Here is a 25,768-nt window from a genome sequence, read left to right as displayed (position 1 = left end):
GGCTGGTCTCTCATTCCCCGAAGCGCCAGGTGAGGACGCGCATCGGGTACTGCTGGCTGGTTTCGGGGTCCGTCAGCTCTGACGCGTACACGCCGGAGTCCGAGTACGGGACGAGCGCGCCCATGCCGTCGGGGTGTCGGCCGTCGAACGCGTCCTGCAGCCTGTCGCACACGATGTTCACGCCCTGCGCGTCGTGTCCGACGATGCGGGCGGTGAGTGTGAACCGTCGGCTGGTCACGTTCACGGCCTCGTTGACGTCGCAGCCGGTCTGGTCGACGCCGAGCACGATCCACGGGGGCGCGCCGCCGTGGGCCGTGTGCTCGTACACGCGCCACCCGTCCAGGGCGGGCTTCAGGGCCATGACGCGCCGGGCGGCTTCGTTGGCGTTCACAGCCAATCCTTCCTCACCGCCTGTCGGATGTGTTCGCACGTGTTGGGGAACTCGTCCTCGCCGTGCTCGTAGAACCTGTGGTCGGGGTGTCCCTTGTAGGATCCCCAGAACGCGATGGGCGCGAGGTTGCCGTTGCCGCCTCGCCGGGGTGCGATGTCGGCCTCGATGTGCAGGAGGGACGGGCGCATCTCGTAGGAGACGGGGATGTTCCTGAACTTCTGGTTGGAGGACGTGTTCAGGTCCTTCTTGACGGCGGTCTTGATGTTCTGGGCGCCGCGTTTGATCACGGCGGTGACGGTGGGGTTGGCGCGCGTCGCGATCCTGGCGATCCGCTCGTTGAGCGCCGTCAGCGCCTTCGCGTCGACTCTGATCATGCCCATCATGTGTCCTTCCATGGGTTGGGTATCTCGCGCACGTTCCAGCGTCGTGCGGTCGCGTACGTCTTCTCCGACTGCATGTTCACCAGGCGGAACCGGCGTCCGACGAGGTCGGGGTCACGGGACCGGATGCATTCGGCGAGGTCGTGTTCGCGCAGCCCTGTGGCGCTTATCGGCACGTGCAGGTAGAGGGTCCATTCGCTGACCTGTCCGCCGATGCCGCCGGACCTGTCGGACGTGCCGGTCTGGTCGCCGGCGATGCCGCCGCTGGTCTGCAGCTTGCCCCTCCCCCGGTAGACGGTCTCATGCCGCGGCGTGGAGACGCCGGTGTCCGGGTCGGTGTCGGACAGGCCCGTGGGGCGGGTGATGAGGAACTCGTCGCGCATCAGCGATTCGGCGAGCGCCTGGAGTTCGGGGAGTGTGGCGGTGAGGGGTGTCATGGTGGTCATGGTGGGGTCAGTAGGCGGGTGGGTAGTGGGGGTATGGGATGGGTTGTGGGTCGGTCTGGGCGGTGAGTGTGCCGAATTCGCTGGCGGGTGTGCGCATGAGGAGTTCCCATTCGGTGTCGAGGATGGTGATTTCGCCGGTGGAGCGGGTGGTGTCGATGGTTTTCTGGAGGTTGGCGTCGTCGATCTGGGTCATGATGGTGCGGATGCCTTCGGGGTTGAGGGCTTTTCGGGCGACTGCCGCGGATTCGATGTCGATGACGGTGGCGAGGTAGTCGGGGTCGGTGCACCATTGGTCGAGGATGGGGACGCGCAGGCGGATGGTGCGTTCGGCGCGTTCGATCCATTTGGTGATCTGCCGGGATTCCGGGGTGTTGTCCTGGATGTCGTGGCCGAGTTCGTCGGCGACGTCGAGTGTGGTCGCGTAGGCCATGCGCGTCCTCCTTCCTGTCAGTCGTGGTCGGTGGTCGTGGTCTTCCGTGGTTTCCGTGCGGCCGGTTTCTCGGCCGGTTCCGTCTCCGGTTCCGGGTTTTCGTCCGGTTCCGGGGTGGTGTCGGTGATGGTGTAGCCGGTGTGGCGGCGGAAGTAGTCGGGGACGTCGGTCAGGCCGTCGGCGGTGCCGTTGCGGAAGGCGATGCCGGCGACCTGGCCGGTGTACTGCCGGTTGGGTGCGTCGATGCGGTAGGTCATCACTGGACCTTCACGCCTCGGAGGACGGCGGCAGCCTTGGTGGCCTTGAGGGCCACGGCGACGGGGCCGAGTTCGACCTCGCCCTTCTTGACGGCGCCGGCCTGGGTGAAGTCGGGCAGCCAGGTGCGTACGAGCTGGCTGCCGGTGGTGGTGACGCCGTGGAAGCCGTCGAGGCCGACGCGGTAGGCGTAGATGTCGGTGGTGCCGTCAGAGCCGACGGGGATGATCGGGTCGTTGCTGCCGGCCTTCTCTCCTGCATCGGCGAAGGTGATGCCGCCGTAGGTCTCGCGGTCGATGGGGCGTCCGTTCTGGCCGACGAGGTCCGCGATGGGTTCGCGCACGTACATGCTGGTGCGGCGGACGAGGGAGCGGATGCGGGCGAGGGCCTTCTTGTTGGCGACGATGACGGTGGGTGTGCCGTCGAGCAGGCCCAGGAACTCGTCGAGGGTGTCGAGCGCGGCGAAGCCCTTGTCCTGGGCGAGGTCGGTCCAGTCGAAGGTCTTGCCGGTGGCGGGCTTCATCTCGGTGGCGGATCCGGTCAGCGCCTTGTCGAGGCCGTCGAACGCGGCCTTGTTCTCGGCGGTGTCGCCGTTGATGACGGCGTCCTGGAACTGGCAGGTCGCGGCCTTGGTCTTCTGGGCGATGTTGAGGGTGATCGCGTCGCTGGTGCGCGGGCCGACGTCGGCCAGGACGCGGTCGATCTCGAAGCTGCCGCCGAGCACGGCGAGGTCGACGCTGTGCTTGCTGGTGGTGACGGACTGCGGCGTGTATTCCTTGTTGAGTTCGCGGAATTCGGCCGTGGCCTGGGTGGTCAGGCGCCGGTATCCGTAGGTGAGGGTGGCGCCGCCGCCGGCGGGGTTGACGGCGTCGTCGAAGATGAGGGTGTCGAGGATGGCGCTGGACTTGCGGAATTCGTCGATGACGAACGGATCGTAGTCCTCCAGCGCGTTGTTCTTCGCCTCGGCGAGGGTGATGGCCATGTCATGGTCCTTTCTTGCTTACTTGTAGTGTCTGCTGATCGCGTCGGCCAGGCTGGACGGGCGCGGGTCGCCGCCCTTGCCCTGCGACGGGTCCGGCTTGGGCGGGTCCGGGTTGCGTCCCTCGCCCCGGTCGGGGTCGAGGAGCCTGAGCAGGTCGTCGGCGTCGGCCTCCATCTCCTCGCGGGTGGCGCCGCGCAGGCGGGCGGCGGCGTCGAGCGGGATGCCCTTGGCGGCCGCGACCTCGTATCGGGTGGCCTTCAGGGTCGCCTCGGCGGCAGTGGCCGTCGCGGCCTGCAGCGCCTCGGCCTGCTTCTGGGCCTCGGTCTTGTCCTTGTCCTCGAACGCCTTGACCTGTTCGGCGAGCTGGGCGATCTGGGCCTTGAGCTGCCGGTTGGTCTCGCGTTCGGCCTTGAGGGCCTTCATGCCGCCCTCGCCCAGCGGGTCGTCCGGGTCGTGGCCGGCCGGGGCGGCCGGATCCGGGTCGCCGCCGTTCGGATCGCCCGGGTCGGAGCCGCCTGCGGCGGCGGGGTCCTCGATGGGGCGGATGGCGTGCATGCGCATGTACCAGGGCTTGCGGTCGGGGTCGAACTTGAACATGGTGTGTCCTTTCATGGGTGCCGAGTCGCTCGGCAAGCGCCCGTCGCCGTCGCGGCGCGGGTGGGGGTCTAGCGGATCCAGCCGTAGGCGTACAGCATCGCCTTGGCCTTCTGCGGGTTGTTGGCGCAGCGTTCGTAGATCGTCTCGGGCATGAGGCGCGGCCGGTCCGCGCGCGTGCAGCGGCCGCCGCGTTTGACGAAGTCCTTCGCGTAGCCGGATGAGATCATCCGGTGCGAGGCGGCGCCGCGCCGGGTGGTGCCTTCGAGCGTGTACTTGATGCGCGCGTCGCCGATCTGGGCGCGGCGGATGCCGTTGCGGCGCGCGTTGACGAGCTGGTAGATGTCGGCGCCGTCCCGGTAGGCGCGCGCGTCGGCCCTGCCGAGCAGGCGGGCGAGCTGCTCGTCGTCCAGTCCGTTGAGGTAGCCGGTCGGGTCGGTGAGCATCCCGGATTCCGGATGCTCGGTGTATACGGCGGTGCAGTCGCAGTTCGGGTGCCGTTGGAACGCTTCCGCGCCGGACGGCTTGCCTGCGAGGATCACGCATCTGGCGCACGAGGGCGGGGTCAGGCAGCGCACGTAGCGCGCGTACGGCCGGCGCGCCCTGGCGGCGACCGCGGACGCGGAGCGGTGCGTGTCGGCGAGCATGGTGCGCGAGCGCATGACGAGGGTGATGCCGATGCGGTCGAGGACGGTGTCCGTGGGCGTGCCAGCGGCGATGTCGCGTCTGCCGATGGTGACGGCGCTCCACATGGTGTCGAGCGTGTTCCGGCCGTTGCCGTTGACGCCGACCCACTGCCATGGGTCGGTCGTGTAGTCGGGGTCGGGGACGGTGCCGTCGAGGAGGCGCATGATGGTCGGGGTCGAGGCGAGCGCGTCGGCCGCGGTGTCGTATTGGGCTTGGTCGAGCGCCTGGAACAGGTCTGGCATCATGGCGGCGAACGAGTCGGCGAGATCGTCGGATGCGTCGCGGCGCCACAGGCGCAGGATCTCGATTCCCAGCCGGTTACTGCGCCTGCGGAGCCGTCTGGCCTGCCTGCGCGCCTCCGGTGGCAAGGTCTGGCTCGCCGTCGGGCCCATAGGCGTCCTCCTTCAGGTACGGGGCGTAGGTCTCCGCGATTTGGCGTCGGAAGTATTCGCGTTCCTTGTCCTTGCGGGCCTCGCTCCAGCCGAGTTCGTCCCATGCGCCCTCGCGGGAGAGCACGCCGGCGGCGATGAGCTTCTGGATGGCGTCGGATTTCTGCGCGTAGGTGGGAGTGTTGGGGTCGTCCCAGTCGCAGCGCACGAGGTTCTCGTTGAGGTCGCGGCCGGTGCGGATCCGGTAGGCGATGGCCATGACTCGGCTCCAGCTGTCGCCGTCGACCGCGTTCTTCATCTCGCAGTTCTTGACCAGGCGCATCTCGTCGGCGCGGATGGCGCCCTCGGCGGCCGGGTTGGACGTGTTCTGGCCGAAGTAGCGCATGGGCAGGCCGGTGACGGCGCTGACCTGTTCGGAGAGCATGTCGATGACGGTCTTGAAGTTGGTCAGGTCGCTGGCGGCGAACTGGCCGAAGCGGGCGTCCTTGTTCTTCGTGGTGGTGAAGCTGTTGAAGTACTGCTGGATCTTGGTGGCGGGCCGGCCGGTGTCGGGGTCGATCATCTGGTTGTCGCTCACGCCGATGGCCCATTTGCCGGGCACGGCGTGGGTCTCCATGGCGATCTGCATGTCGAGGACGGCGCGTGCGGCCATGTCGGTGGGGCGGATCACGTCGGCCATCTCGCTTTCGCCGAGCCAGTCGCCCACGCGCGGCCGGTTGAGGAACTGGACCACGGGGGTGCGGCCCAGGTGGTGGTCGTCGCGGTCGGTGAGCGTCCACCGTCCGTGCTCCTTGGCGAGCCAGAGCGTGTAGTCGGGCGTGTACAGGGTCGCGTATTCGGGGGCGAGGCCGGGGGCGAACTGGTCGGCGTAGACGCGCAGCGCGCATTCGACGCGCCCGTCTCGCGGGTCGACGCGGGCGATCATGTTGCGCGCGGATTCGACGGTGATCAGGGGGTGGTCGGGGTCGCGGGGGTTGGCTCCCACGGCGACGAATCCGTGGCCCTGGACGCGGGTCTCCGTGTGGTTGAGGACCTGCTGGGATTCCATGTTGTTGGCCTCCCAGATCTCGCGCAGCATGCGCGAGGCGGTCTCGTCGTCGGGCATGCTGAACGAGCGCACGCGCTGGCGTTGGACGATGGTGTCGACGGTCACGCGCGGCCAGTTGAGGGGGAAGATGAAGGGTCTCAGCTGCGGGGGCACTGCGATGCCGATGGATTGGAGGCGTTGGGCGCCCCGGTAGTAGTCGTCCCATTCGCGGTGGGTGCCGCGCAGTCTGGCGAGCCTGTAGGCGAGCGATCGGACGAGTCCGGCGTCGTCGTCGGACAGCCTGCTGGCGGTGAGCGGTCCGGTCATGGTCCTCCTTACCATCCGTGGACGTAGACGGCGTCGCCGGCGTCCTGCCATCCCAGGGCGCGCATGTCGCTGGCGGCCTCGTGGGCGAGGATGTCGGCCATGGCGATGTCTATCTTCTGGTTGTCGCTCGGCTTGCCGAGCACGTACTTGTCGCCGGGTTTGGCGATCTTGCGGGCGGCCATCATGTGCAGCTTGGCCGTCGGGTCGGGGCTGTGGGTGGTGGTGCCGTCGGTGGTGTCGGTCAGGAAGCGCACGAGCGCGTCGTACATGCGGCCGGTGCGGTTGGTGGGCCATTGCACGACCACGTCCTCGCCGAAGCGCAGCGACCAGTCGTCGATGAGCGACTCCCACAGGTGGGGGTCGCAGTAGAAGCGCTGCACCCGGTAGTGGGCGAACAGGTCGCTCACGGCGGCGTCGACCTCGCTTCGGGGGATGCGGCCCTCCCATGCGACGGGGTTCCAGACGGTTGGCCGCCGGTCGACGCCGTATGTGGGGGTGAACCGCCATCCGTCCATGGTCTCGGCGCGGATGGCGCTCCAGTCGCCGGATTGGGAGCCGTCGAATCCCAGGCAGATCTCGGTGCCGTCCTCGGGCTGGTCGCGTTCGGTCTCGCCGTCGTCCCAGAGCGCTTCGGGCATGTAGGAGCCGAGGCCCTGGACGAGTTCGCAGCCGAAGAAGCGGCGCGCCTGGGTGGGGTCGCGGGGCAGGAGCTCGCGGCAGGTCGCCTCGATGCTGTCGAGGTTGACCCATGGGGAGCCCTTGTAGACGAATTCGAGGATCCGGCGCCGGTCGTCGGGGTCGGTGAAGTCGAGGTTGGGGTCGTGGCGGGGGAAGAACCGCATGATGTCGTCGGCGGGCGACTCCCAGGTGGCCTGGCCGAAGCTCGCGTCCATGGGGTCCCAGGGGTTGGTCAGTTCGAGCATGCGCCCGTCCATGCCGGTGACGCCGCGCAGGACGGTGTCGGCGACCTCGAACATGCCGCTGCGGCGCGTGTACACGCCGCTTTCGTCGCACAGGGCGAAGTTGACGGGGTTGCCGAGCTTGGATCGGGCGGACGCGGTGACGGGGTCGATCCTGCCGCCGTTGGGCAGGCGGATGAACCCCTCGCGCACCTTCATGAGGTCGTCGAGGCGGCCGTTGCGCACCATGGTCTGCAGCGGACGGTACACGTTGGCGGTCTGTTCCTCGCTGTTGGCGAGGAGCTGGACGAGCGCGGTGCGCCGGGGCATGCCCATGGGTTCGCCGGGCCGGTAGCGGTATGTGAAGCCGCATCCGCATCCCCAGTCCTCGCAGCGGAATTCGTCGTCCGTGCCGGCGCGGCCGCGGAACACGCATGGTCCGACGGCCTCGAAGCAGGCCACGGCGGCGCCGAACGGGGATTTGCCGAGTTTCTGGCCACCGACGATCTGGCCGCGGCGCCAGACGAACGCGGCGGCCTGGGCGGGACGTGACGGGTTGAACGTCGCGTCGTCCTTGACCCGGTAGAATTCGACGGCGTTTCTGAGCTGCCATCCGACCAGGGCGAAGGGCTTGTTGAGGTCGTATCCGGAGGGGATGACGCAGTGGGCGCGGGTCCATGCGGCGAACAGGAAGCCGAGCGACGCCGGCGGCCGGGTCGGTTCGGGCATGTGCGGCTCCTTTCCGGGTCAGTCGTGCTGCAGCGAGGCCCATTCGTCGCGTGGGTCGGGGAACTCGACGATCTTCGCGCTCGTCCTGCGCCGTTTGGGCGGTTCGTCGGCGATGATGCGCCATCCGTTGAGGCGCAGGCCCTGCGGGGTCAGGCCGATGGCGTCGGCGTAGCGGCACAGGGTGGTGCGGTCGGCGGCCCTGGCGTCGCTCGTCTCGCACAGCACGTACTGGCGTACGTAGAGGGCGACGGTGTGCTGCAGGTAGAGGTACTGGGGGCGGCTCCACGCGTATCCCTGGGGGTATCGCCACAGGTCGTTCCACACCTCGCGTTCGCGCCGGTTCCAGCGTTCCGAGGCCTCGGCGTCGAGTTCGCGGTGGATCCCGTCGTCGTCCTTGTAGGTGCGCCACACCTCGTAGTCGGGCAGCGGGAGCTTGGGGTGGGGTCGCTTGTATCCGGCGGCGGGGAGGGCGAACAGGCCCTGGGCGCGGCTCTGGAACGCCTCGGACGAGGGGTCGGGCATGCGTCCGGCGTTCGCGCGGGCTCCTCCGCTGGGCATCGGATCGCCTCCCTCCCGTGAATGTTTGAAACGCGAAAACCTGCGAGTCGCCTCAGCGGCGGTTCCGGGCAGGCCCCGTCGGGGTACCTCCCCACCCCTCTCCTGACGGCCCGCGAGCCGTGCGCCCACGCCGTTTCGGCGGCGTCCGGCGTCCGTCGTCCGCCGCGAGGCCGCGCAAGGGTTTCATTCGTCGTTCTCATCGCCAGCGTTCGCGCATGCGAACGCTCGAAGCCTGTCCGGCGCGTCGGTTGCACGAGCTGTGTTCCGGTCCGGTCCATGAGCGTCGGTCGTCGCTGTGTCCGAGGTCCCAGCGTTGAGACGGCAGCACGGGAAGCCCGCACCACCGGCATGTCGGGGCGGCGCCCGATGCGACGAGCACGGCCCAGCGCTTCCGTTCGCGCCGGTGCGCCGCACCGTACCCCCTCTCCCCCGGGGTACCCCGCTCCCTCTCCGCCGCCGATGCGTGCGCCGCGCAGTAGCGCACGCCGACCGGCACGAGCAGCGGGCAACCGGTCCGGGAGCATCGCCTCTTAGCCATAGAGCCTCCGAGAATCGTTGGAATCATCGGCGTGTCGCCATATTCGAACTTGCATATCTTTCATTGTTGAGATATGATAGTTATGTAAGCCAAGGAACACAGGAAGGAGGTGAGACATGGCACAGGTCACGGAGCTGCTCAACGCCGCCGGCGAGTTCCTCAAGGGCCTCGGAGCGACGCTTGCGCCCATCGCCACGATCGTCGTCGCGATCATCGCGGACCGCAAGCGCGACGAGCCCCGCCACAAGACGCGGCGATAGAGCAAAGGCCGCCGGTCCCGGATTCCCTAACCATCCAGGACCGGCGGCCCGGCTCCAAGACTAGCCATGACCGCCATGCAACACAAAATCGGACTGCTCTCCCTCGCATTCGGAGCCATCGGGTTCCTCATCGCCGTCACATCGCAGGACGCACCCGCCGGCGTGTTCGCCCTATGCGCCGGAACCCTCGGATATCTGGCCGGGAAGGACCGCGATGACGACTGAATACCTCGGCGTCAAGCAGGTCGCCGAACGCCTCGGCATCACCCAAGGCGCCCTCCTCAGCCTCAACCTCCCCGCACCGGACGCGACCATAGGCCGCACCCGCGGCTGGAAGCCCGAGACCATCGACCAGTGGAACGCCAGCCGACCCGGCCGCGGCGTCGGCGGCGGCCGCCCACGCAAAGACAAGACCGGCCGATAACCAGAACGGCGCTCGCAGGATGATGACTGCGAGCGCCGTTTGTTGTGGGTGTTGGTTGAAGTGTTGGTGTCACCGCCATGTTCGCATGGTTGTGACGATGGTAGTAGGTTTAGCGTAGACAGTGGTGGTTTGTCAAGTTCGGGTGGTGGTGTTGCGGTTGAGGCATTGCCAGACGTCCCAGATGAGGTAGATGGGGTCGCCGTTGGGGGTGTGGTTGGTGGGGTGGATGTGGCCGCGGGTGCCCCATTTGGAGATGGTGCGTCGGTTGATGGCGATGCCCCATGGTCGTAGGAGGCGTTCGATGCTGGCGGGTGTGCCTTGGGCGCCGCTGATGGCGAGTCTGGTGATGGTCGCCTGGTGGATGTCCTTGATGCGGTGGGTGGTGTGGCAGTGGTCGCATTCGGTGTAGCCTCCGTCGATTTCCTGCTGGTCGCAGCGCAGCTCGATGCCGCAGGTCGGGCAGTGGCCGATCATCTTGGTTTCGGGCGGCGGGTCGAGCAGCTGGTCGAGGCGGGTGGCGGCCTGATGGGTCAGGTCCGCGATGAGGGGCATGTCTTCCCGTTCGGCGAGCGCCGGCAGGCGGTGCAGGATGAATCCGATCTGTTGTTCGACCGTGAGTCCGCGGCGTGGGATGCGGGCGGCTCTGGCGGTGTTGTCGATGAGTGCGACGATGTCCTGCTGGAGCTGCCATGCGCCGAGATTGAGCGGGACCGGGGCGGTGGTGCGTCCCGCGGGTCCCGTGGTGGTGGCGGTGACATGGGCCTGCTTGCGGGCGATCTGGTCGAGCGCGTCGTATCCGGCGCGCAGGGATGCCAGGTCACGTCGGTACGTTTCCTCACTGCTGGTGTCGAACATTTGTACGAAGCCCTCCTCTGGTGTAGGATCCTGTCTCGGAACATGCCAGGCCCTCCAAACCCAATATCGGGTGAGGAGGGCTTCGCTTTACCGCGAGCGCCGCCGGATGATGATGGCGCTCGCCGGCCGTTCGCCTATCGGCTAGTCGTCGATCGGACGTCCCTCATGTAGGTGACGATCGCGTCGCACGTCCGGCGTAATGCGAGTCTCAGGAGCCTGCCGTGATATCCCATGTCGAACTCGCCCACGACGATGGCGGGATGCCAGCGGCCCCACTGGTCCACGGTCGCGTGCGCGAGGACGATCCTCTCGCCGTCCGGGGCGTCGTAGACGACGCTCACGGTCTCCGGCACAATCCCGTCATCCTGCACCGGGCATGCGGCGCGATCGTCCTCATACGGGTCGGACAGCGGACGGTCGGCCCTGCCCTGCGCCCACCTGACGCCCTCCCGCACGCCCCGACTCCACGCGATCGACTGCAAACGGCGCTCGCGGCTGGTGGATTGGTTGGTCTGATTGGTCATTGGTGTCTCCTGATGTAGGTGAGGCATTTGTGGCATGGGCCCGGTTTGCGGGTCTCGCGCTCGCACACCGGGCAATGGATCGAGGGATGACGGGCGAGCCGACGGCACGTCGGGCACAACCCGTCCTCGGGACGGCGGCGGAGGGGATCGTGGCAGCGGGAGCATTCGGGGCCGGTCTCGACCGTGACCGGCGCCCTCTCCGCCGGGATCGGGTCCGTGGCCCGTCTGCCGGCACGGTAGGCGGCGATCACATCCACCATCGACATCGCCACCGCGGTCAACCCGTCATCCGTCCCCACGACCGGATCCGGGCGACGCCGCCCATACGACGCCACCCGACTCCCATGCACGTCATTCGGCCGCATCACCGGTCTCCCCGTCGATCACGGGCATCGACCGCAAACGGGTGAACGGAGCACACTCCCCCACCAGCCCATCCGGATCGATCGGATACGGGCGAAGCACCGCACCCCACCCAGCCGCCTCACTCCCCAACAGAACAGCGACACGACCATTGCTCACCCACAACTCGCCATCACGATCCACCCACAAGCCAGGCTCATACGGCAACCCACCACCCACCAGACCGGCCATCACCAAGTCAGCCAGCTCACCACCAGCGAACCGAACACCCGGCCCACCCCCAGGACACGGCGCAACCACACCCAACTCCTCGAACACCACACGCAGGCGCTCGCGGGTGACGGTGACGGTTTCAGCGTTAGTTTCAGTGATTTCAGTGTTCATTTCAGTGTTCCTTTCCCGTGGTGGGGCCGGTGTGGGTGGCGTTGTCCCACCGGCAGTCGATCGCGTCGATACGGCCCGACCGGTCACGCACGGTCAGACACGGCACGCTCACCCCGTTCGTGCTAATGGTCTCGACGCTCGTGGTCTGGGAGGGAGTCGCCGGCGACACCGGGAACAGGACCCCCATCAGCGCGCCCAGCAGAGCGGCCGCCACGACCGCTCCGATCGCCGTGACGAGACCGATGGTCGACTCGATGGTCCAGTCACGCATGACGCCTCCTGAGGTTGTTGGCGTAGCGGTTGTAGTCGCGGATGGCCCCGATGATGGCCTGATCGGCAGGAGTGTCGATTGACAATCCCCCGAAGTGGAAGCGGCATCGGGTGCAGCGGAATTCGGCGCCGGTCATGCGGCACAGGAGCGGTCCCCCGCCGGGCAGGAAGACCCGGGCTCGGATGGTGCGGGCGAGGCGGATCCGGGCGCCGCAGTTGGTGCAGGGGCTGATGCGCGCCCACGAACGGCGGTTGGTGTGATGGCGATGGTTCTTCATGATGGTTCCTTTCATGGGTTATTCGGCGTCGCTGTCCTGCCAGTTCATGGCCTTGAGTCGGGTGAGTTGGTCGATGGTCAGGCCGGTGGGCCGGCCGTCCCGGTCGCACGGGATCCAGCCGCCGTCTTGGTCGAGCAGCACCCACCCGTGGCTGGCGGTCAGGACCGGCACGGTCTCGGGGTGGTCCTGGTGGGCGCTGACGATCCACCCGTGCTCCCGGGCCTCGGCGGGGTGGGCGTGCACGTGGCCGTGGCAGCCGGTGGTTCCGGACCCGCACAGGGTGATGAGGTTCGCGGGCTCGTGCAGGCCGGGCCATGGGTGGGAGCGCAGGCGCCGGTGGTGGATGCTGTGCCCGTCCCACGCGGCGTCGGCGGGCTGGCCGCATCGCACGCAGCGGTAGGCGTCGCGTCGGGCCACGGTCTCGCGCGTGCCCAGATCCGGATTCGTGCTCATTCCGCCTCCCCGGTCCAGTCGAAGCCTTCGAGGAGCGGCCACAGGCGCTGCCATTGGCGGATGTCGCGGTCGAGGCAGTCCTCGACCCGGTGCGCGCCCGCGCTTCCCGCCCACGGGTCGCCGCCCGCGGCCTGGCTGGCGAGGCGCATGCAGGTCATGTCCACGCGCCGGTACGACAGGCGCGCCATGAGCTTGGAGGTCATGTCCTCGCCGATCCCGGCCCGCAGGATCCTGCGCAGACAGGTCAGGTCGAACTGGGGGTTCGTGCCGGCCGGGTGGAGCACGCCCAGGGCGAGCGCGCAGTCGATGATCTTCGCCGCCATCGCGCCTACGTACCGTGCCTCCACGCCGCCGTTGAGCGATTCGCCGAGCAGCCCGTTGGCGACGTGCATGCGAACCGCGGTCAGGGTGCCGGGGTTCAGGTCGAGCCGATCCTGGTGGAGCGTCTCGCGCAGCGAATCCAGCATGTCGAAGCCGGTCAGGTCGGTCACGCGCAGGCCGAGTTCGAGGATCGCGCATTCGTCCGGGTCGATGTCGTCGGTCTCGACGTCGACCCACAGCAGCAGATGCCGAGGCTCGGGCGGGGTCGGCGGGTCGAGCGGCAGTCCGTCGGCCGGAACGGGGGTTGACGGGGGCATCGCCTCACGGGGCCGGTCGGTCGCACTCCCGAGGGTCGGGATGTCGATGGTCTGGTTGTCCATGGTGGTTTCCTTTCGGTGGGTTCGGGCGCACATGCCCCGTTTTGGGGTCCAGCCGGGCCTGTGCGCGGGTTTCATGGGCTTTGCCCATACGGGTAGTGGTTGGGGTTTGTTCGGCGTTCTGTGGGCCGGTCAGGCGATTCGGTCGATGTCGTCGAGGTCCAGGCCGATCGCGGCGAGCTCGTCCGGGTCACCGGAGGAGATCAGGCCGACCACGTCCACGGCCTCGCGTCCCTCGGCCAGCAGGCGGCGGACCGCGGGCACCCAGCGCATCCGTGAGGCCCTGTCTGGCTGGCGGCGTTTGAGGATCGTGCTGGTCTCGACCAGCCGTCTCGCCCGGCGGGTCAGCTCGTCGCCCGGCTCCTCCCCCGGCGTGGTGCCGAGGCCGAGCTCGCGGCCGCGGCGCAGCCAGAGCCGCAATGCGGCGGCCGGGTCTGCCGGCAGGCGACCGTCGGCCAGGCACCGGTCCCGGAACTTCTCCAGCTCGCTGTCGAGGTCGAGGCCGAGCCGGTCGGCGAGCGCCCGGTGGGTCGGGTCGGGGGTGAGGTCGGCGAGCGCCTGTCGGCGAGGGTTGGTTTGGGCGTCAATGGTCGTGGTTTTCGCGCGCGTACTCTCTCTGGATGTTCTTAATGAATGTTCTATGTATGTTTGGGTGTCACTGGTGCTACCCCGTTCGTGCGTGGGTGCTACCCCGCGGGGTGTCATGTGTGCTACCCCGTCATGGTCGTGGGTGCTACCCCGCGGGGTTGCAGTGGCGATACCCCGCGGGGTGTCACTGGTGCTACCCCGCTTTTTGCGAGCGCGGGCTCGGTTCGCCTTCTTGGTCTTCGCCCTCTGATGGGTGTAGATGATCTTCTCGGCGTCGGCGATGGTGATGTGGTACACGTAGGGGCTTCGGTCGGCACCGTAGCGGGTGCCGTATTCCGTGTCGCGTTCGAGGAGTCCGGCGTCTTCGAGGTAGCGCAGCGCACGCTGGACAGTGCTGGGAGAGCATTCGCATTCGTCGGCGAGCGTGGACACGCTGGGCCACGCCCTGTCGTTCTCGTCCGCGTAATTGCACAAATGCTCCAGCACCTGCTTGGCGCTACGGTCCCCGACCTTGGTCCGCATCGCGGTACCGGCCAGCAGTGCGCTCATGATTCACCGCCGATGAAGACCTGCCCGACCGAGCCACCCAGGACCGGCACGTCCCCATGAGGAGGCGCATCGTCGTAATCATCCTCGTAATCCGGATCGGATTCATCGAACATGCACACGGGCTGCTTCCAGCCGAAGCGCGGCTCCCCGTCCAGAATCCACAAGTGACGCATGTTCGCGACGTTCTGCAAGAACCGTTCGGGCGGATAGCACTCCACCGCCCAACAATCCTCGCCCACGGTCTCGTTCTTGACCTTCTGCAGGTCGTCCCACGTGATCCCGTCCCGGTACTCGCCGGTGTACTTGTCGAACTCCACACGGGTGACCGCCAGACGACGCATGCCGTTGTCCCGGTCGATGAACAGCATCGCCTGGAAATCACGGCTGCGCCACACGCGCACCGGCTCCACGGCGCCCTGCGGCCAGTCCGGGTCGTCGCGGAACTCCTCCAGCCAGCCCATGTCCTGCTCGACCATGCGACGGCTATGCACATGACGGGCCATGTTCTCCACGAATCGACTCATGATGCTTCCCTTTCGATATCGATATGACGGACGACCACGGAGTCGTCCAATTGCTCAAGGACCGCGGCCAACGCCATGGGCGAGACCGCGGGAGACAGCGACGCCGGCCGGCCGTCCACGATCAGACGCTCATGGACGACCGGACCCGCCGGCGCCAGCAGATGCAGCGTCAGGCGGACGATCATCGGCGGTGACGCCCATGCGACGGCCTGGACAGAAGACGCGCGATCCGCGTCCCCTCCTCGGTCAGACCCCACACGCCGTCCATGTCCGGCTGGATCAGACCATGCGCCTGACACTCCAGGTACACGTCCGCGTCCGACCGGCTCCTGTCGCCATGCAGGATGCCCACGAGGACCCCGCCCATGCGGGCCGTCACCGTCACGACTCCTCCCCCGCATAGCTCGCGACGACCACGTGGACGCCGCCGGTCGTCACCGCCCGCGCCGCATAGGATCCCGCCGGCCTGTACGCCTTGATGCGGCCCGTGCGGATGTGGGACGCCAGGTCGTGCGCGCGCTTGAGGGTCAGGTGCGCGCCGCCCACGGTGTGCCACAGGCCGGGATGGGAGCGCAGCATCATCGCCATACGGTCGTGCTCGCCCAGACGCGGGTCGCCCTGCGGCGGCGCCGCCATCCACCCCGACAGGCCCGGCACGACGTCCGGGGCCACGGCCGGCGCTGGTTCGACGACGGGCTCCGGCTGCGGGACCGGCTCGTCGACAGGCTGACGAACGGACTCATCCGCCGCCCCCTCGGCCGGTTCGGGGGTGGGTTCGGGGGTATCGCCCGGCATGGCCGCGTGCAGATCCAGACGGGACGCGCACCGGTACGCCTGATCCAGCGACAGTTGGGGCTGTTCGTTGACGAGATGCTCGGCGTCCATGGTCAGGGCCGCATCGTCCGCGTTCTTCGCCGCGAACTTCTTGGCGGAGGCGCGTTCGGACGCGGTCAGGTCGCGCCACGCGGCCTGGCACAGGTCGGAGAGTTCCTCATTGCTCCTACGAGGCATGATCGATTCCTTTCGTCAGATTCCGGGGTTGTCCCACGGATCGGGGCCGGGGGCTGGTTGGTTGAACGGGTCGGACGGCGCGCCGAAGGTCGCCGGCGGCCCGGCGGGACGTCCGGACGCCACACGGTCGACGCGGGCGGTCGCGTAGCGCAGGGATGGGCCGATCTCGTCGACCTGCATCTCCATGACGGTGCGGGGCGTGCCGTCCTGCGCCTGGTACGTGCGCTGCTGGAGTCGGCCCTGGGCGATCACGCGCATGCCCTTGGCGAGCGTCTGGGCGCAGTGGTCGGCCATGTCGCGCCATGCCGAGCAGCGCATGAACAACGGTTGTCCGTCCTCGTACTGGCCGGATTGGCGGTTGTAGTTGCGCGGGGTCGACGCGATCGTGAAGCTCGCGACGCTGGCCCCGCTACCGGTGGTGCGCAGTTCGGGGTCGGCGGTCAGGTTGCCGACGATCGTCACAGTGGTCTCGCCGCTCACTGCAGGTCCTTGATCCCGGTGGCGGTCTCGCGGATCCGCAGGGCCGTGGACGCCAGGTCGTGCATGTTCCTCGCGACCGTGCGCATGCCGGCGTTCATCGCGTCCAATGCGACCGCGGTGGCCTGCCTGTAGCAGACCGCGGTGACGACCGTGGTCCTGAGCAGGACGTCCTCCGGGGTCGGCGGCTCCTCGTCCTCCTCGTCCTCGTCGTCGATCAGGTCGGTGAGTTCCAGCGCGGTCTCCTCGAGCGCGGTGTCGAGCGTGCGCATGATGAGACCGGTGTCGTTCAGATCGTTCAGCTGCAGGCGCGGCAGGTCCTCGCAGAGCTTCTCGGCGAGACGCCGCCTCATGGCCGTCTTGTCCATGTTGGGTTTCCTTTCAGTTGGTTGGGTTTGCGGGGGATGGTGGGGAGCGCGCTGGGACGGTCATCGTCGGCCAGGAAAATGCCGGCTCGCGTCGCATCGGTCCGCGCGGTCGCATGAACGGGTCCTGCGTCAGCCCGGTCCAGCCACCTCACGGCGGGACACAGCCGGGCGGTGGCGTTGACGCGCTCCCCTCGTGGACCGCCCCGGAATCGAACCGGGGCCCGGGCTCGCCGCACGCCCGAGCGTGCGATCCGCCGGGGCCTGCCTGGCAACGGCCCTAGGGTGTGCGTGTCAGCGTGCGAGCGTCTCGCACAGGGCGAGCAGGCAGAGCGGGCATTCCATGAACGCCCACCAGGCGCACAGGCCCGAGCCGATCGGGTGGGCGCACGCCTCGTGGGTCAGGAGCCACGCGACCGCGAGCAGGAACGAGATTGCGAGCAGGACGCCGCAGGCGAGCCCGGTCAGGGCCGGGTATCGGCGGATGATGGTCTTCATGACGGGTCTCCTTGGATGCTGAGGACAGTAGACGTCTTCCATACGGCGCCGTTCAGTCGGAGGGTAGGGAGCGGATCCAGCGGCGCATCTCCTCCTGGGTGACGTGGCGCCAGCCGGGGTTGCCGTCTCGGTTCGGGGGCCGGAAGGTCACGAGGTCGTGGCGGCGGGCGGCCAGGCATAGGCCGTCGTAGTCGACGTTCCATACCTTGGCGGCCTCGACCAGGGTCAGTGTCTTGCGTTCCCATAGGGGTACCTGGTTGGCGGGGATGCGCACGCCTTCGGCTGTCAGTGGCATGATGGGTCTCCTTGGATGCTGAGGATGGTGGGCGGGATGACGGGGAGCCCGTATTCGGCGGCGAGCCGGGCCCGTCCGGATGCGCCCTGGTATCGGTGGCTGGTGGCGGCCCGGCGGTATTGCTCCCATGTGGCGGGAGGGCACCATGCGGGGCGGGAAGGCATCGTCATTGCCGGCTCCTTGGTAGGTTGGTCATTGGTGCTCACCGCGACGGATGGAGCAGGCGTCGGATCAATCCGGGTATCGTCCCGGCGCTTCCTGTTGCGTCGTGTGAGACGTCCACGCCGGTGGCGGCTTGGAGGGCCGTGCGCTGTTCGTCGGTCAGGCGTTGGCGCAGCACGTACTTTTCATGGCGCGGGGTCATCGTGATGCTCCTTTCGGTGGTAGGGTTCGGGTCATGATCGATGTGTCTGCCTGGGTGTCCGCCGGTGCGGCGGTCGTGTCGACGTTGATGGCCGGTGTGACGGTGTGGTGGCCGTGGCATACGCGCGCGGCTCCCGATCTGAGGTTCGAGCGCGACGCGATGCCGGTGGACCGTGACGCGATGGCGTCGCTGATCGTCTCCTGCGGGCTGCGGCGGCCGATGCTGGTCGTCCGCTGGCGCAACGAGGGCGACGGGACCGCGTACGCGGTGACGGTCGAGGGGGTCGACGGTTCGTGCGATGTATGCCTGTTCGACGGGAGCGGCGGCGACGTCCGGATCGTCGACAGCGTCGGAAGGCTGGAGTCGGGCGAGAGCTTCGAGGCGATCATTCTCCCGACCTCCACGGCAGACGTCGACAGGCCCGCAGTCCGGCTGGACTGGAAAGAGTCACCCACCCGCCTGAAACGGGGTCGCAGATCAACACGCGTCGCTCTTCCGTATCGACTGCCAGGAAGGCGTCCGCTCCTGCACCAAGAACGAATGCTGGCTCGCCTCCATCTCGAACGGACGGCGCTGGAGTACGGGTACTCGTACGAGCGATTCGTTTCAGGAGTCCTCGGATTCGACCTTGACGATCTGGACCCGTGGACGGCCCCTGACGCGCAGTCCGGCGGACCGGAGGATCGGGAAGACTGGGAATGATTTCGACCCGCCCGTCGCGGTCGAAGAAGAACACGCTCATCGCACGCCTCCATCTTGATCATGCAGTCTCCTGAGCATGTTGGCGAGCCTGTCCGCCTTGTGGTATTCGGCCGCGTCGGTCACCGCGGCGGCGATTGCGACGCCGGCGCATAGGAGGATGGTCCCGATGGTCGTCAGGACGACGATGGTCTTCTGCAGGTTCATGGTTGGTTCTCCTGTTCTGTCTGGCGCATCGCATCGGCGAGCGCCGGGGTGGGCGAGATGCCGATGGCATCCTCGGCGGCGGCCATCAAATCACTGGGACGTCGGTTGAGGGCGAGGGACGCGGCGATGAATTCACTGAGCCTCATGTCGCCGTGGTTGAGGTGTGCGGACATGGTCTGACGACTCATCCCAACACGACCAGCGAGCTCGGTCTTAGAGACTTCGTCGGCACCAGCCGCTCGACGGAGCTGCCGAATGCTAGAAGCGGCGATATCAGCACCGAACTGTTTGTATGAACTTTCAATCATGGTCCTCATAGTATGAGCATTCATACATTCCGTCAATGCGAATCGTCGGCGTGTCGCAACATTCATACAAATATCCTTGACCTATGCCACGCGAAGGAAGAACATGGAGCGACCTCGACGTCGCCGCGATGAATTACATCTCTCAGCTCAGGGAGATATCCGGTACGCCGGCGCTCCGAAAAATGGCGGATGAAACAGGTATAAAGTTCAACCGCATCTCAGATCTTCTGAAACAGAAGAATGGAACACCCACCCTTCAGGAATTCACCTCGTTGTGCCTGCTCTTCGGCGAGCGCCCGTCTCGGGTGTTGGAGCGTGTCATGAGGACTGTCGAGCAGGCTGGGGTCCAGGTCGAGGATATGGTGTCGTCGGAGCCGGATTGGCTGGCCATGGCCGCGAAACACGGAGACATCGACGCCGAGCAGGAAGCCTACGAGGAACTCCCGTGAGCGACGACGCCCTGGAGCTCCTCGCCCTCGACTGGGCCCAAGATATCCGAGAACAACCACTCCCCCAAGGCATGCTCGGCTGCTGGGACGACACCAACGGCATCATCTACCTCTCATCCAGACTCTCCCCCGTCCAACGCCGATGCGTCCTCGCCCACGAAATCAGCCACGCCCGCCACCACGACCTCGGCTGCCACACCGACGCATGGGTCGAACGCCGAGCCGACATGGACGCGGCGAAGATACTGGTCAGCCCCATCGAATACGCCACACTGGAGCAGATCAACGACGACCCCGCATGGATCGCCAGGGAAAGCGACCTGTTGACATGGGTCATCAACGCATACAGGGATTTGCTGCACGACCGTGCGGCATGAGAAGAAGAAAGACGGATACGTCATGAAGAAACCGCATTGGCCCATCATTTTAGTCAACACTACTTGACTTGACTTAGTAAATGGGTATAGACTATAACCATGAAGAGAAAAGACCTCGAAAAACGCATACACCAGATCGCCAGGGACAACGGCCTCACGGACATCTGGGAGGAAGGCGGCAACCACAGCAAGGTCACCGTCGGCAACGCCAAGACCACCATCCCGCGCCACGGCGAGGTCAACGAGCTCACCGCCAAGGGAATCCTGCGCTACATCGAAAGGAACATGTGACCATGACCACGATCGCCAACGCCACCGCCGTCTGCACCCGCGACGGCGGCTGGTGGGCCGTCGAAGTGCCCGAAATCCCCGGCCTGTTCACCCAGGCCCGCCGCCTCGACCAGGTCGAGGAACAGGTACGCGACGCCGCCGACATGCTCGACGTGCAGATCGACGCCATTACCATCGACCCGCAGCTCGACGAAGCCACCCGCCGCATGGTCGACGACCTGCTCGTCAAACGCGAAGCGGCCCGCAAGGCCCAGGACGAGGCGTCCCGTCTCGCCCGCACCACCGTGGCCGCACTGCGCGGCGAAGGCCTCACCGTGCGCGACGTCGCCGCCGTCACCGGCGTCAGCCCCCAACGCGTCAGCGCCCTGCAGGACGCATAGCCATCCACCCGAACAGAACCGCCCCGGACGTTCGTCAGCGAGCGCCGGGGCGGTTTTGTGTTGGTGGTGTGTTAGAGGTCGAGTGTGGGTTGGGGTTCGATGGGGATGTGTTCGTGGACTTTGGTGATGCGTCGGTCGCCGGTTCTGAGTTGGCCGTCTCTGATGTATTGGTCGGTTTCGAGGTCGACTCGCAGTAGGTCGTCGTTGAAGAATGGTTCCTGGTGGTTTCGCCAGCGGTTGAGGAAGTTCTGGTCTTGGATCTCGCACCAGAATGTTTCGTCTCCTTTGCGGAATTTCCATTTGGCGGAGCGGGTTTGGATGGTGTCGATCTGTAGTGTCGTGGTTTCGGTGGAGGGGGCGATCGGCTGGTCGGACAGGTTGAGGTCGCTCATGGCGGTGGAGGCTCGTGCGTCGATCTCTTCCTGGCGGTCGGAGTCGCGGTGGATGAATCGGACGGGGTCGTAGCCGTCCAGGGTTGCCGGCTGGGAGGCGGCTCCGATGCTGTTGATGATCTTTCCGTCGCGGGATGCGATGTAGGCGTTGTGGTCGACGTCGAGGTGGAAGGATCCCCATTCCATGCGGACTCTGGTGCCGGTCTGTCGGATGGTTTCGCTCGGCCCGGGTTTGACGTCCCCGGTCTGTCGGAAGCGGGTCGTCAGGATTTTGATGACGTCCATGAAGCCCGATGCGAGTTGGACCACGTCGGCGGGGTTGGCGCCCTGCACGAGGTTGGTGAGGGTGCCGAGCAGCTGGAGTACGACGTCGAACGATCCGGCGCGGGTGGCGGTGATCCTGAAGTCGAGATCCACGAAGGGGCAGGAGAGTTCCCGGTAGCGGTCTATCGCGTCCGATAGTCCGAGCAGTGCCGGCGCGAGGTCCCGTACGCTCATGGAGTGGGCGTCGACGGCCGGGCCGGAGAAGTACACCTCCATGGACGTGACGTCGCTGGGGGCGGTCCTCATGGGGGCGGGTTTACTCTTCGTGGAGAACATGCTCATATCCTACAGCCGATCGCGTCGAGAGTCGTCCCGGCGCTCTCCTGCGAGCGCCGGGGCGGTCTTGTGCGTTTATCTGTCGTGTTTTTCCGCGTCGTTATCGCGGTGCCTGTCTCGGAACGGGAACAGGCTTCGGGCCATGACCCAGAGAAGTCCGATGATCTCGACGATGGTGGAGCTGAGCCATGCGATGATGACTTCGGATGGTATGGGGTCATGGCGGGCAAGCATGACAAGGGCATAGAGCCATGCAAGCATGTTGGTGAGGACGAGCTGCCCCGCGACAAAGTCGATGATGCGCTGGGCAATGGTGACGCGAAGCTGGTTCTCCTGTTCGCGGCGCTGGTTCTTTGCGTCGAGTTTTCTGAGATGGGCGGATTCGCGACGCTGCGCGTTGTATTCCGCTGCTGAGGATGTGGCTTCATCTGCGGAGCCGTCGATGGACATGCCGCCCGTCGGAGGCTCCACGGCATCGGCGAGTATGGATTCGCGATGGGCTGATGCAGCTGCGGCATACATGCTGAGAGCTGTCACATCCTCGCTTTGCCCTGATTGCATGGCGTCCGTCATTCGAGTCCCAGAGTCGCGATGCGTAGGTCCATGGCGCGACGCGACACGTTGAACATGTCGGCGAGTTCGTCACGGGTGCGTCCTTCGCCCCAGCAATGACGGACGATGGATGCGGGCATGAGCAGTGCAGCGGCGAATCGGTTCGCCCAGATCTCCTCCGGGTCGATGCCTTTTGACGAGAGTTCGTCGCGGCGCTCCACAAGACCGGTCTTTTCGTCTTCGGGGTAGTCCTGGTATTTGTGAACGAAGTGGCCTATCTCATGCGCGTAGGTGAATCGCCTGCGATGCTCGTGCGACGCATTGTTGACCACGGCCTTGAACGGCTCGTTTGGGGACGGTTTCACCAATAGGCCATCCGTGGTCGGGGTAAGGGGCAGCGATTCCATCTGGAGACCGAGGGCTTTGATCACCGCCTCGACGTCGATGGGGAGGGTCACGCGGCCGTCCACCGCAATCGTCTTCAGCAAGGTCTCCGTGGCCGATTCCGCCGGAATCGTCCGGTTCTCGATGGTGGGGATTGCGGCCCGGGAAGGAGCGCCGAAGTCGTCCACGTTGATTGTCGTCTGGTTTCCCATCGTGCGCTCCTTCCGATTGAGTTAGTTGATGGCCCCGTCACTACGGCGTGTCGTGATGCCAGCTTATTGGGCGGAGTGTACCGGTCGGCGGGCTCGGAGGCTATGAGGGTTTGGGGTTTTGGGTGTCCGTCGGCGTGTCATTTTTGGGCGACACGCCGACGGGTGGGGCTTGATTCCAACGTTATTGGGGTTGGGTGTCGGTTGGGGCGAGGGTGGGGATGGCGCGGGTCATCATGTCGCCGAGGGCTCCGGCTCCCCAGTGGGTGTAGCGGGCGGTCATGCGGATGTCGGTGTGTCCGAGGACGGCCTTGCGTTCGTCCTCGCCGGCGCCGGATTCGGCGACGCGGGTGGCGGCCCAGTGGCGGGCGCTGTGGATGCTGACGTACGGCAGTCCCGCGGCGTCGAGGGCGCGCCGCCATCGGCGCATCTCCTGTTCGTGACGCAGTGGCGTGCCGCGCAGGTTGTGGAAGACGAACTGGCGGGGCCCCATGCCGTAGGCGATGATGCGATCCCACAGGCGGTCCCACAGGGAGCGGCTGATGGGTACGAAGCGGTCGCCGGCGGCGCTTTTGGGGCGGACCAGCCATAGGCCTCCGGTCACGTGCTCGGCGTCCTGCCATCTGGGGATGGACGCGTCGGGACCGCCCACGTAGTCCTGGAGCTGCTGCTGGACGTGGATGCCAGGCGTGCCGTCGCGCAGTTCCAGCTCGTAGGGCATGAGGGCGTACCGTTCGCCCTCCCTCATGCCGGTGGCGAACGCGAGCTCGAACATGAGCGCCCACATGGCGGTGTCCTCGGGGTCGTCGTGCGGTCCGCGGGCTCCTCCGGCCAGTACGGTCTGCGTGGCCGCGCGGATCAGCGCGGCGGGTTCGTGCTCGTCGAGGATGGTGACGGTGCGCTCGTCAGGCCGTGGCCGTTTGACGCGTCGGCACGGGTTGGACGGGATGAGCTCGTCCAGGACCGCCTCGTCCAGTGCCTGGGAGAGGTAGCGGACGTGCTCGTTGATGGTGGCCTGCGAGAGGTCCCTGTCGGCGAGCGCGTCGGCGAGCGCGTGGATGTGGGCCGGAGTGATGTCGGTCAGACGCGTGTTGCCCAGGACGCCGCTGATGGTGGTGACGCGGCAGTTCTGGCTGTACCAGGTGTTGGGTTTGAGGACGGCGCGGCGGCGTTCGCTCCGCGCGGCGAGCCAGTCGCGCAGGTAGGGGCTTCTGCGGGTGGGGATGGTGCCGTCGCGGTGGTAGCGGTCGATCTTGGCCTGGTGGCGGTCGCGGGTGTCGGTCTTGTTCCTGCCGGTGGTCTCGATGCGGCGGCGTTTGCCGGTGGCGGGATCCGGGGGAAGTTCGGTACGGTAGTGCCAGACGCCGGCGTCGTCCTTGAACACGCTGCCGGCGCCCTTGGTCCTGCGGCTGGTGGTTGCGGTCATGTCGCCTCCCATACGTTGGTACGGGTTCACCCTATAGTCCACCCTATTGCGGCGTACACTCCCGGTCCTATACGGATTTCTTGGAGTGCGGCGACGGCGAGCGCCCCTGTCGTCAATCGTTGGTATTCCGCCGTTTCGGTGGTTTTGCAACGGTTTTGGTGGGGGTGTTCAAACTATTCGTCTGGTTGTGCTTAAAACGGACTCAAGTTTCGCTGATGACGGAAGAACCACCGCTCCGATCTACGCGCCGAGGCGTTCCGCGAGCGCCTCCAGTACGCGCAGGACGGTCAGCCGGCGCACCTCCTCGCGGGTGCCGTGCAGATGGAGTTCCAGCGCCTCCGTTTCGCCGGCGGTGTCGTCGGCCCGCCCGTCGCCGGCCAGCCGCCCGCCGTTGACAGAGCGTTGCATCGGCATGGCGATGCCGACGTAGACAAGGCCGGCCGGCTTGTCGCCGTCGGGACCGGGGCCGGCGACGCCGGTGGTGGACAGTCCGATGACCGCCCCCTCCTCCCCGTCCTGCGTGTACAGGCGTGCGGTTCCGGACGCCATCGCGCGGGCGACGTCGGGGTGGACGGCGCCTTCGCGTGCGAGGAGCGTGCCGTCGACGCCGAGGATGCTGCGCTTCGCGCGGATGTCGTAGGTGACGGCCGAGCCGAGGAACACGGCCGACGCGCCGGGGATGCGGACGAACGCGTCGGCGAGCAGGCCGCCGGTGAGCGATTCGGCGGCGGCGATCATCAATCCGTCGTCGGCGCACCGGGACAGGATGCGGGCGGCGAGCGCGTCGCACGCGGCCTGCATGTCGGCGACGGCGTCCGTCGGATCGGACGGGACGTACTGGCTGGCATCCATCATGGCTTTCCTTTCCGGAGCGGCGTTCCGACCCACCGAGGGCCCGCCGCTCCCCGTATATGAAAAAATCCCCTCCCGGCGGGAGGGGACGGACGGTCCGGTTCAGGCCTTGCGGCGTCCGGAGAACGTGTTGATCAGGTAGATGGCGCCCGAGTAGAGGCACAGGACCAGCGACACGAAGATCATCAGGTAGGTGAGGAACAGGTAGGCGTTGAGCCACAGCGGGTTGTCGCCGGACGTGCCGGCGAACTGCCAGACCGGGAGCATGAGCATCGACAGGCCGATGCACTGGAACAGGGTCTTGAGCTTGCCGGGCCATGCGGCGGCGATGACCTTGCCGCCGGTGTCGATGACGAAGAAGCGCATCACGGTGATGCCCAGTTCGCGGATGAGGAACAGGGCGACGACGATCCAGCCGAGCCAGACGGGGCCGAGTTCGCCGAACGCGGCGGCCACGACGAGCGTCGCGCAGGTGAGGAGCTTGTCGGCGATCGGGTCCATGAGCTTGCCGAGTTCGGTGACCTGGTTGAACCTGCGGGCCATCCAGCCGTCCAGCTTATCGGTGGAGGCGGCGACGATGAAGAGGATGGCGGCGACCCAGCGCATCGGGAGGTTGTTCAGTCCCCACGCCCCGGCCGCGATGTACAGGCCGAGGAAGATCACGACGAGCACGATGCGCGAGTACGTCACGAGGTTCGGCGGCGCGTTCCACCCGTCCAGCAGCGACGACGAGGCGGATGACTGGCTTTGCTTCTTGTCCTTGGTCATGGGTTCACCTTACCGCGCCCCGTCCGACTTGTCAGCCGGGGCGCGTCCGTCATGCCGTCACG

Annotated in this window: 44 protein-coding genes; 8 read left to right on the top strand and 36 right to left on the bottom strand. The window is 66.9% G+C overall.

The annotated features are described in order from the left end of the window. Positions 1 to 10: 10 nt before the first annotated feature. The 11 genes from D2E24_RS05450 to D2E24_RS05400 all read right to left on the bottom strand — a co-directional run bounded on the left by D2E24_RS05450 (position 11) and on the right by D2E24_RS05400 (position 8,094). Positions 11 to 391, bottom strand: coding sequence for a hypothetical protein (locus tag D2E24_RS05450; RefSeq protein ID WP_125968306.1), 381 nt, complete (start codon positions 389 to 391; stop codon positions 11 to 13). Then, positions 388 to 765 carry a hypothetical protein gene (locus D2E24_RS05445; RefSeq protein WP_164521029.1) on the bottom strand — a complete coding sequence of 126 codons (378 nt, stop codon included), beginning with the start codon at positions 763 to 765 and terminating at the stop codon, positions 388 to 390. The genes D2E24_RS05450 and D2E24_RS05445 overlap by 4 nt, the downstream gene beginning before the upstream one ends. A 5-nt stretch (positions 766 to 770) precedes the next feature. Next, positions 771 to 1,217 carry a DUF6093 family protein gene (locus D2E24_RS05440; protein WP_125968304.1) on the bottom strand — a complete coding sequence of 149 codons (447 nt, stop codon included), beginning with the start codon at positions 1,215 to 1,217 and terminating at the stop codon, positions 771 to 773. A 7-nt stretch (positions 1,218 to 1,224) separates the two neighbouring features. Beyond that, entirely contained in the window at positions 1,225 to 1,647 is a 423-nt protein-coding gene (locus D2E24_RS05435; RefSeq protein ID WP_125968303.1) for a hypothetical protein, read from the bottom strand. Between the two features lie 17 nt (positions 1,648 to 1,664). Next, on the bottom strand, positions 1,665 to 1,904 hold the full coding sequence (locus tag D2E24_RS05430; protein WP_125968302.1) for a hypothetical protein: 240 nt from the start codon (positions 1,902 to 1,904) through the stop codon (positions 1,665 to 1,667). Further along, complete coding sequence (locus tag D2E24_RS05425; RefSeq protein ID WP_125968301.1) at positions 1,904 to 2,884, bottom strand: major capsid protein; 981 nt, start codon at positions 2,882 to 2,884, stop codon at positions 1,904 to 1,906. Before D2E24_RS05425 ends, D2E24_RS05430 begins: the two co-directional genes overlap by 1 nt. Positions 2,885 to 2,902: 18 nt before the next feature. Next, on the bottom strand, positions 2,903 to 3,481 hold the full coding sequence (locus D2E24_RS05420) for a DUF4355 domain-containing protein (protein WP_125968300.1): 579 nt from the start codon (positions 3,479 to 3,481) through the stop codon (positions 2,903 to 2,905). A 68-nt stretch (positions 3,482 to 3,549) separates the two neighbouring features. Continuing rightward, positions 3,550 to 4,557, bottom strand: a complete 1,008-nt coding sequence (locus tag D2E24_RS05415; RefSeq protein ID WP_241222874.1) for a hypothetical protein — start codon at positions 4,555 to 4,557, stop codon at positions 3,550 to 3,552. Continuing rightward, complete coding sequence (locus tag D2E24_RS05410) at positions 4,484 to 5,908, bottom strand: phage portal protein (RefSeq protein WP_164521028.1); 1,425 nt, start codon at positions 5,906 to 5,908, stop codon at positions 4,484 to 4,486. Before D2E24_RS05410 ends, D2E24_RS05415 begins: the two co-directional genes overlap by 74 nt. 8 nt (positions 5,909 to 5,916) lie before the next feature. After that, positions 5,917 to 7,536, bottom strand: coding sequence for a hypothetical protein (locus D2E24_RS05405; protein ID WP_125968298.1), 1,620 nt, complete (start codon positions 7,534 to 7,536; stop codon positions 5,917 to 5,919). An 18-nt stretch (positions 7,537 to 7,554) separates the two neighbouring features. Further along, entirely contained in the window at positions 7,555 to 8,094 is a 540-nt protein-coding gene (locus D2E24_RS05400; RefSeq protein WP_125968297.1) for a hypothetical protein, read from the bottom strand. Between the two features lie 654 nt (positions 8,095 to 8,748). Here D2E24_RS05400 and D2E24_RS10295 point away from each other — a divergent pair. The 3 genes from D2E24_RS10295 (at position 8,749) to D2E24_RS05390 (ending at position 9,316) form a co-directional block, all read left to right on the top strand. Next, complete coding sequence (locus D2E24_RS10295) at positions 8,749 to 8,892, top strand: hypothetical protein (RefSeq protein WP_164521027.1); 144 nt, start codon at positions 8,749 to 8,751, stop codon at positions 8,890 to 8,892. Between the two features lie 66 nt (positions 8,893 to 8,958). After that, entirely contained in the window at positions 8,959 to 9,117 is a 159-nt protein-coding gene (locus tag D2E24_RS10290) for a hypothetical protein (protein WP_164521026.1), read from the top strand. Continuing rightward, positions 9,107 to 9,316 (top strand): hypothetical protein, encoded by a 210-nt coding sequence (locus D2E24_RS05390; protein ID WP_125968296.1) that lies wholly within the window; start codon positions 9,107 to 9,109, stop codon positions 9,314 to 9,316. The genes D2E24_RS10290 and D2E24_RS05390 overlap by 11 nt, the downstream gene beginning before the upstream one ends. Positions 9,317 to 9,448: 132 nt before the next feature. Here D2E24_RS05390 and D2E24_RS05385 read toward each other — a convergent pair whose 3' ends face one another. The 17 genes from D2E24_RS05385 to D2E24_RS10285 all read right to left on the bottom strand — a co-directional run bounded on the left by D2E24_RS05385 (position 9,449) and on the right by D2E24_RS10285 (position 17,812). Further along, entirely contained in the window at positions 9,449 to 10,171 is a 723-nt protein-coding gene (locus D2E24_RS05385; RefSeq protein WP_125968295.1) for a hypothetical protein, read from the bottom strand. A 134-nt stretch (positions 10,172 to 10,305) separates the two neighbouring features. Further along, positions 10,306 to 10,695: a hypothetical protein gene (locus tag D2E24_RS05380; RefSeq protein WP_125968294.1), complete on the bottom strand. Its 390-nt coding sequence runs from the start codon at positions 10,693 to 10,695 to the stop codon at positions 10,306 to 10,308. 351 nt (positions 10,696 to 11,046) lie between these two features. Next, complete coding sequence (locus D2E24_RS05375) at positions 11,047 to 11,442, bottom strand: hypothetical protein (RefSeq protein WP_125968293.1); 396 nt, start codon at positions 11,440 to 11,442, stop codon at positions 11,047 to 11,049. 1 nt (position 11,443) lies between these two features. Continuing rightward, the gene (locus D2E24_RS05370) at positions 11,444 to 11,713 is read right to left on the bottom strand and encodes a hypothetical protein (protein WP_125968292.1); all 270 of its coding nucleotides are present in this window, start codon (positions 11,711 to 11,713) and stop codon (positions 11,444 to 11,446) included. Then, the gene (locus D2E24_RS05365; RefSeq protein ID WP_125968291.1) at positions 11,706 to 11,990 is read right to left on the bottom strand and encodes a hypothetical protein; all 285 of its coding nucleotides are present in this window, start codon (positions 11,988 to 11,990) and stop codon (positions 11,706 to 11,708) included. The genes D2E24_RS05370 and D2E24_RS05365 overlap by 8 nt, the downstream gene beginning before the upstream one ends. 18 nt (positions 11,991 to 12,008) lie before the next feature. Then, positions 12,009 to 12,443: an HNH endonuclease gene (locus D2E24_RS05360; RefSeq protein WP_241222873.1), complete on the bottom strand. Its 435-nt coding sequence runs from the start codon at positions 12,441 to 12,443 to the stop codon at positions 12,009 to 12,011. Continuing rightward, a complete protein-coding gene (locus D2E24_RS05355) occupies positions 12,440 to 13,144 on the bottom strand; it encodes a 3'-5' exonuclease family protein (protein ID WP_125968290.1) in 705 nt (234 codons plus the stop codon). Before D2E24_RS05355 ends, D2E24_RS05360 begins: the two co-directional genes overlap by 4 nt. 129 nt (positions 13,145 to 13,273) lie before the next feature. Then, the gene (locus D2E24_RS05350) at positions 13,274 to 14,278 is read right to left on the bottom strand and encodes a helix-turn-helix domain-containing protein (RefSeq protein WP_125968289.1); all 1,005 of its coding nucleotides are present in this window, start codon (positions 14,276 to 14,278) and stop codon (positions 13,274 to 13,276) included. After that, positions 14,275 to 14,802, bottom strand: coding sequence for a DUF7694 domain-containing protein (locus D2E24_RS05345; protein WP_125968288.1), 528 nt, complete (start codon positions 14,800 to 14,802; stop codon positions 14,275 to 14,277). The genes D2E24_RS05350 and D2E24_RS05345 overlap by 4 nt, the downstream gene beginning before the upstream one ends. Beyond that, positions 14,799 to 14,987, bottom strand: a complete 189-nt coding sequence (locus D2E24_RS05340; protein ID WP_125968287.1) for a hypothetical protein — start codon at positions 14,985 to 14,987, stop codon at positions 14,799 to 14,801. Before D2E24_RS05340 ends, D2E24_RS05345 begins: the two co-directional genes overlap by 4 nt. A gap of 196 nt (positions 14,988 to 15,183) precedes the next feature. After that, entirely contained in the window at positions 15,184 to 15,813 is a 630-nt protein-coding gene (locus D2E24_RS05335; protein WP_125968286.1) for a hypothetical protein, read from the bottom strand. Positions 15,814 to 15,828: 15 nt separating this feature from the next. Then, the gene (locus D2E24_RS05330) at positions 15,829 to 16,293 is read right to left on the bottom strand and encodes a single-stranded DNA-binding protein (RefSeq protein ID WP_125968285.1); all 465 of its coding nucleotides are present in this window, start codon (positions 16,291 to 16,293) and stop codon (positions 15,829 to 15,831) included. Further along, positions 16,290 to 16,658: a hypothetical protein gene (locus D2E24_RS05325; protein WP_125968284.1), complete on the bottom strand. Its 369-nt coding sequence runs from the start codon at positions 16,656 to 16,658 to the stop codon at positions 16,290 to 16,292. Before D2E24_RS05325 ends, D2E24_RS05330 begins: the two co-directional genes overlap by 4 nt. A gap of 291 nt (positions 16,659 to 16,949) precedes the next feature. Next, complete coding sequence (locus D2E24_RS05320) at positions 16,950 to 17,153, bottom strand: hypothetical protein (RefSeq protein WP_125968283.1); 204 nt, start codon at positions 17,151 to 17,153, stop codon at positions 16,950 to 16,952. Positions 17,154 to 17,205: 52 nt separating this feature from the next. Further along, positions 17,206 to 17,448, bottom strand: a complete 243-nt coding sequence (locus D2E24_RS05315; RefSeq protein ID WP_125968282.1) for a DNA-binding protein — start codon at positions 17,446 to 17,448, stop codon at positions 17,206 to 17,208. Further along, positions 17,439 to 17,618 carry a hypothetical protein gene (locus D2E24_RS05310; protein WP_125968281.1) on the bottom strand — a complete coding sequence of 60 codons (180 nt, stop codon included), beginning with the start codon at positions 17,616 to 17,618 and terminating at the stop codon, positions 17,439 to 17,441. Before D2E24_RS05310 ends, D2E24_RS05315 begins: the two co-directional genes overlap by 10 nt. Before the next feature lie 32 nt (positions 17,619 to 17,650). Then, positions 17,651 to 17,812 carry a hypothetical protein gene (locus D2E24_RS10285; RefSeq protein WP_164521025.1) on the bottom strand — a complete coding sequence of 54 codons (162 nt, stop codon included), beginning with the start codon at positions 17,810 to 17,812 and terminating at the stop codon, positions 17,651 to 17,653. A gap of 33 nt (positions 17,813 to 17,845) precedes the next feature. Here D2E24_RS10285 and D2E24_RS05305 point away from each other — a divergent pair, with 33 nt between their 5' ends. Further along, the gene (locus tag D2E24_RS05305; RefSeq protein WP_125968280.1) at positions 17,846 to 18,514 is read left to right on the top strand and encodes a hypothetical protein; all 669 of its coding nucleotides are present in this window, start codon (positions 17,846 to 17,848) and stop codon (positions 18,512 to 18,514) included. Between the two features lie 36 nt (positions 18,515 to 18,550). Here D2E24_RS05305 and D2E24_RS10280 read toward each other — a convergent pair whose 3' ends face one another. Both D2E24_RS10280 and D2E24_RS05300 read right to left on the bottom strand, forming a co-directional pair. Next, positions 18,551 to 18,718 carry a hypothetical protein gene (locus D2E24_RS10280; protein WP_164521024.1) on the bottom strand — a complete coding sequence of 56 codons (168 nt, stop codon included), beginning with the start codon at positions 18,716 to 18,718 and terminating at the stop codon, positions 18,551 to 18,553. Continuing rightward, positions 18,715 to 19,026 (bottom strand): helix-turn-helix domain-containing protein, encoded by a 312-nt coding sequence (locus tag D2E24_RS05300; RefSeq protein ID WP_125968279.1) that lies wholly within the window; start codon positions 19,024 to 19,026, stop codon positions 18,715 to 18,717. Before D2E24_RS05300 ends, D2E24_RS10280 begins: the two co-directional genes overlap by 4 nt. Before the next feature lie 83 nt (positions 19,027 to 19,109). Here D2E24_RS05300 and D2E24_RS05295 point away from each other — a divergent pair, with 83 nt between their 5' ends. The 4 genes from D2E24_RS05295 to D2E24_RS05280 all read left to right on the top strand — a co-directional run bounded on the left by D2E24_RS05295 (position 19,110) and on the right by D2E24_RS05280 (position 20,523). After that, the gene (locus tag D2E24_RS05295) at positions 19,110 to 19,475 is read left to right on the top strand and encodes a hypothetical protein (protein ID WP_125968278.1); all 366 of its coding nucleotides are present in this window, start codon (positions 19,110 to 19,112) and stop codon (positions 19,473 to 19,475) included. Continuing rightward, positions 19,472 to 19,852, top strand: coding sequence for an ImmA/IrrE family metallo-endopeptidase (locus D2E24_RS05290; RefSeq protein WP_241222872.1), 381 nt, complete (start codon positions 19,472 to 19,474; stop codon positions 19,850 to 19,852). The genes D2E24_RS05295 and D2E24_RS05290 overlap by 4 nt, the downstream gene beginning before the upstream one ends. A gap of 99 nt (positions 19,853 to 19,951) precedes the next feature. Then, a complete protein-coding gene (locus D2E24_RS05285) occupies positions 19,952 to 20,143 on the top strand; it encodes a hypothetical protein (RefSeq protein WP_125968277.1) in 192 nt (63 codons plus the stop codon). 2 nt (positions 20,144 to 20,145) lie between these two features. Next, positions 20,146 to 20,523: a type II toxin-antitoxin system HicB family antitoxin gene (locus tag D2E24_RS05280; RefSeq protein ID WP_125968327.1), complete on the top strand. Its 378-nt coding sequence runs from the start codon at positions 20,146 to 20,148 to the stop codon at positions 20,521 to 20,523. Positions 20,524 to 20,594: 71 nt separating this feature from the next. Here the strand turns inward: D2E24_RS05280 and D2E24_RS05275 are convergent, their stop codons facing one another. The 6 genes from D2E24_RS05275 to pgsA all read right to left on the bottom strand — a co-directional run bounded on the left by D2E24_RS05275 (position 20,595) and on the right by pgsA (position 25,706). After that, entirely contained in the window at positions 20,595 to 21,515 is a 921-nt protein-coding gene (locus tag D2E24_RS05275) for an LAPAL motif-containing putative phage structural protein (protein ID WP_241222871.1), read from the bottom strand. Between the two features lie 75 nt (positions 21,516 to 21,590). Beyond that, complete coding sequence (locus D2E24_RS05270; protein ID WP_125968275.1) at positions 21,591 to 22,088, bottom strand: hypothetical protein; 498 nt, start codon at positions 22,086 to 22,088, stop codon at positions 21,591 to 21,593. Next, positions 22,085 to 22,663: an ImmA/IrrE family metallo-endopeptidase gene (locus D2E24_RS05265; protein ID WP_125968274.1), complete on the bottom strand. Its 579-nt coding sequence runs from the start codon at positions 22,661 to 22,663 to the stop codon at positions 22,085 to 22,087. Before D2E24_RS05265 ends, D2E24_RS05270 begins: the two co-directional genes overlap by 4 nt. A 181-nt stretch (positions 22,664 to 22,844) precedes the next feature. Continuing rightward, positions 22,845 to 24,086 (bottom strand): tyrosine-type recombinase/integrase, encoded by a 1,242-nt coding sequence (locus D2E24_RS05260; protein ID WP_125968273.1) that lies wholly within the window; start codon positions 24,084 to 24,086, stop codon positions 22,845 to 22,847. Positions 24,087 to 24,326: 240 nt separating this feature from the next. Further along, positions 24,327 to 24,887 (bottom strand): CinA family protein, encoded by a 561-nt coding sequence (locus D2E24_RS05255; protein ID WP_125968326.1) that lies wholly within the window; start codon positions 24,885 to 24,887, stop codon positions 24,327 to 24,329. Between the two features lie 153 nt (positions 24,888 to 25,040). Next, positions 25,041 to 25,706 (bottom strand): CDP-diacylglycerol--glycerol-3-phosphate 3-phosphatidyltransferase, encoded by a 666-nt coding sequence (gene pgsA, locus D2E24_RS05250; protein WP_125968272.1) that lies wholly within the window; start codon positions 25,704 to 25,706, stop codon positions 25,041 to 25,043. Positions 25,707 to 25,768: the final 62 nt, after the last annotated feature.

This window comes from Bifidobacterium samirii (assembly GCF_003952945.1).
Lineage (GTDB): Bacteria > Actinomycetota > Actinomycetes > Actinomycetales > Bifidobacteriaceae > Bifidobacterium > Bifidobacterium samirii.
Note: the sequence above shows the minus strand (reverse complement) of the source record. Positions and strands in the feature narration are given on the sequence as shown.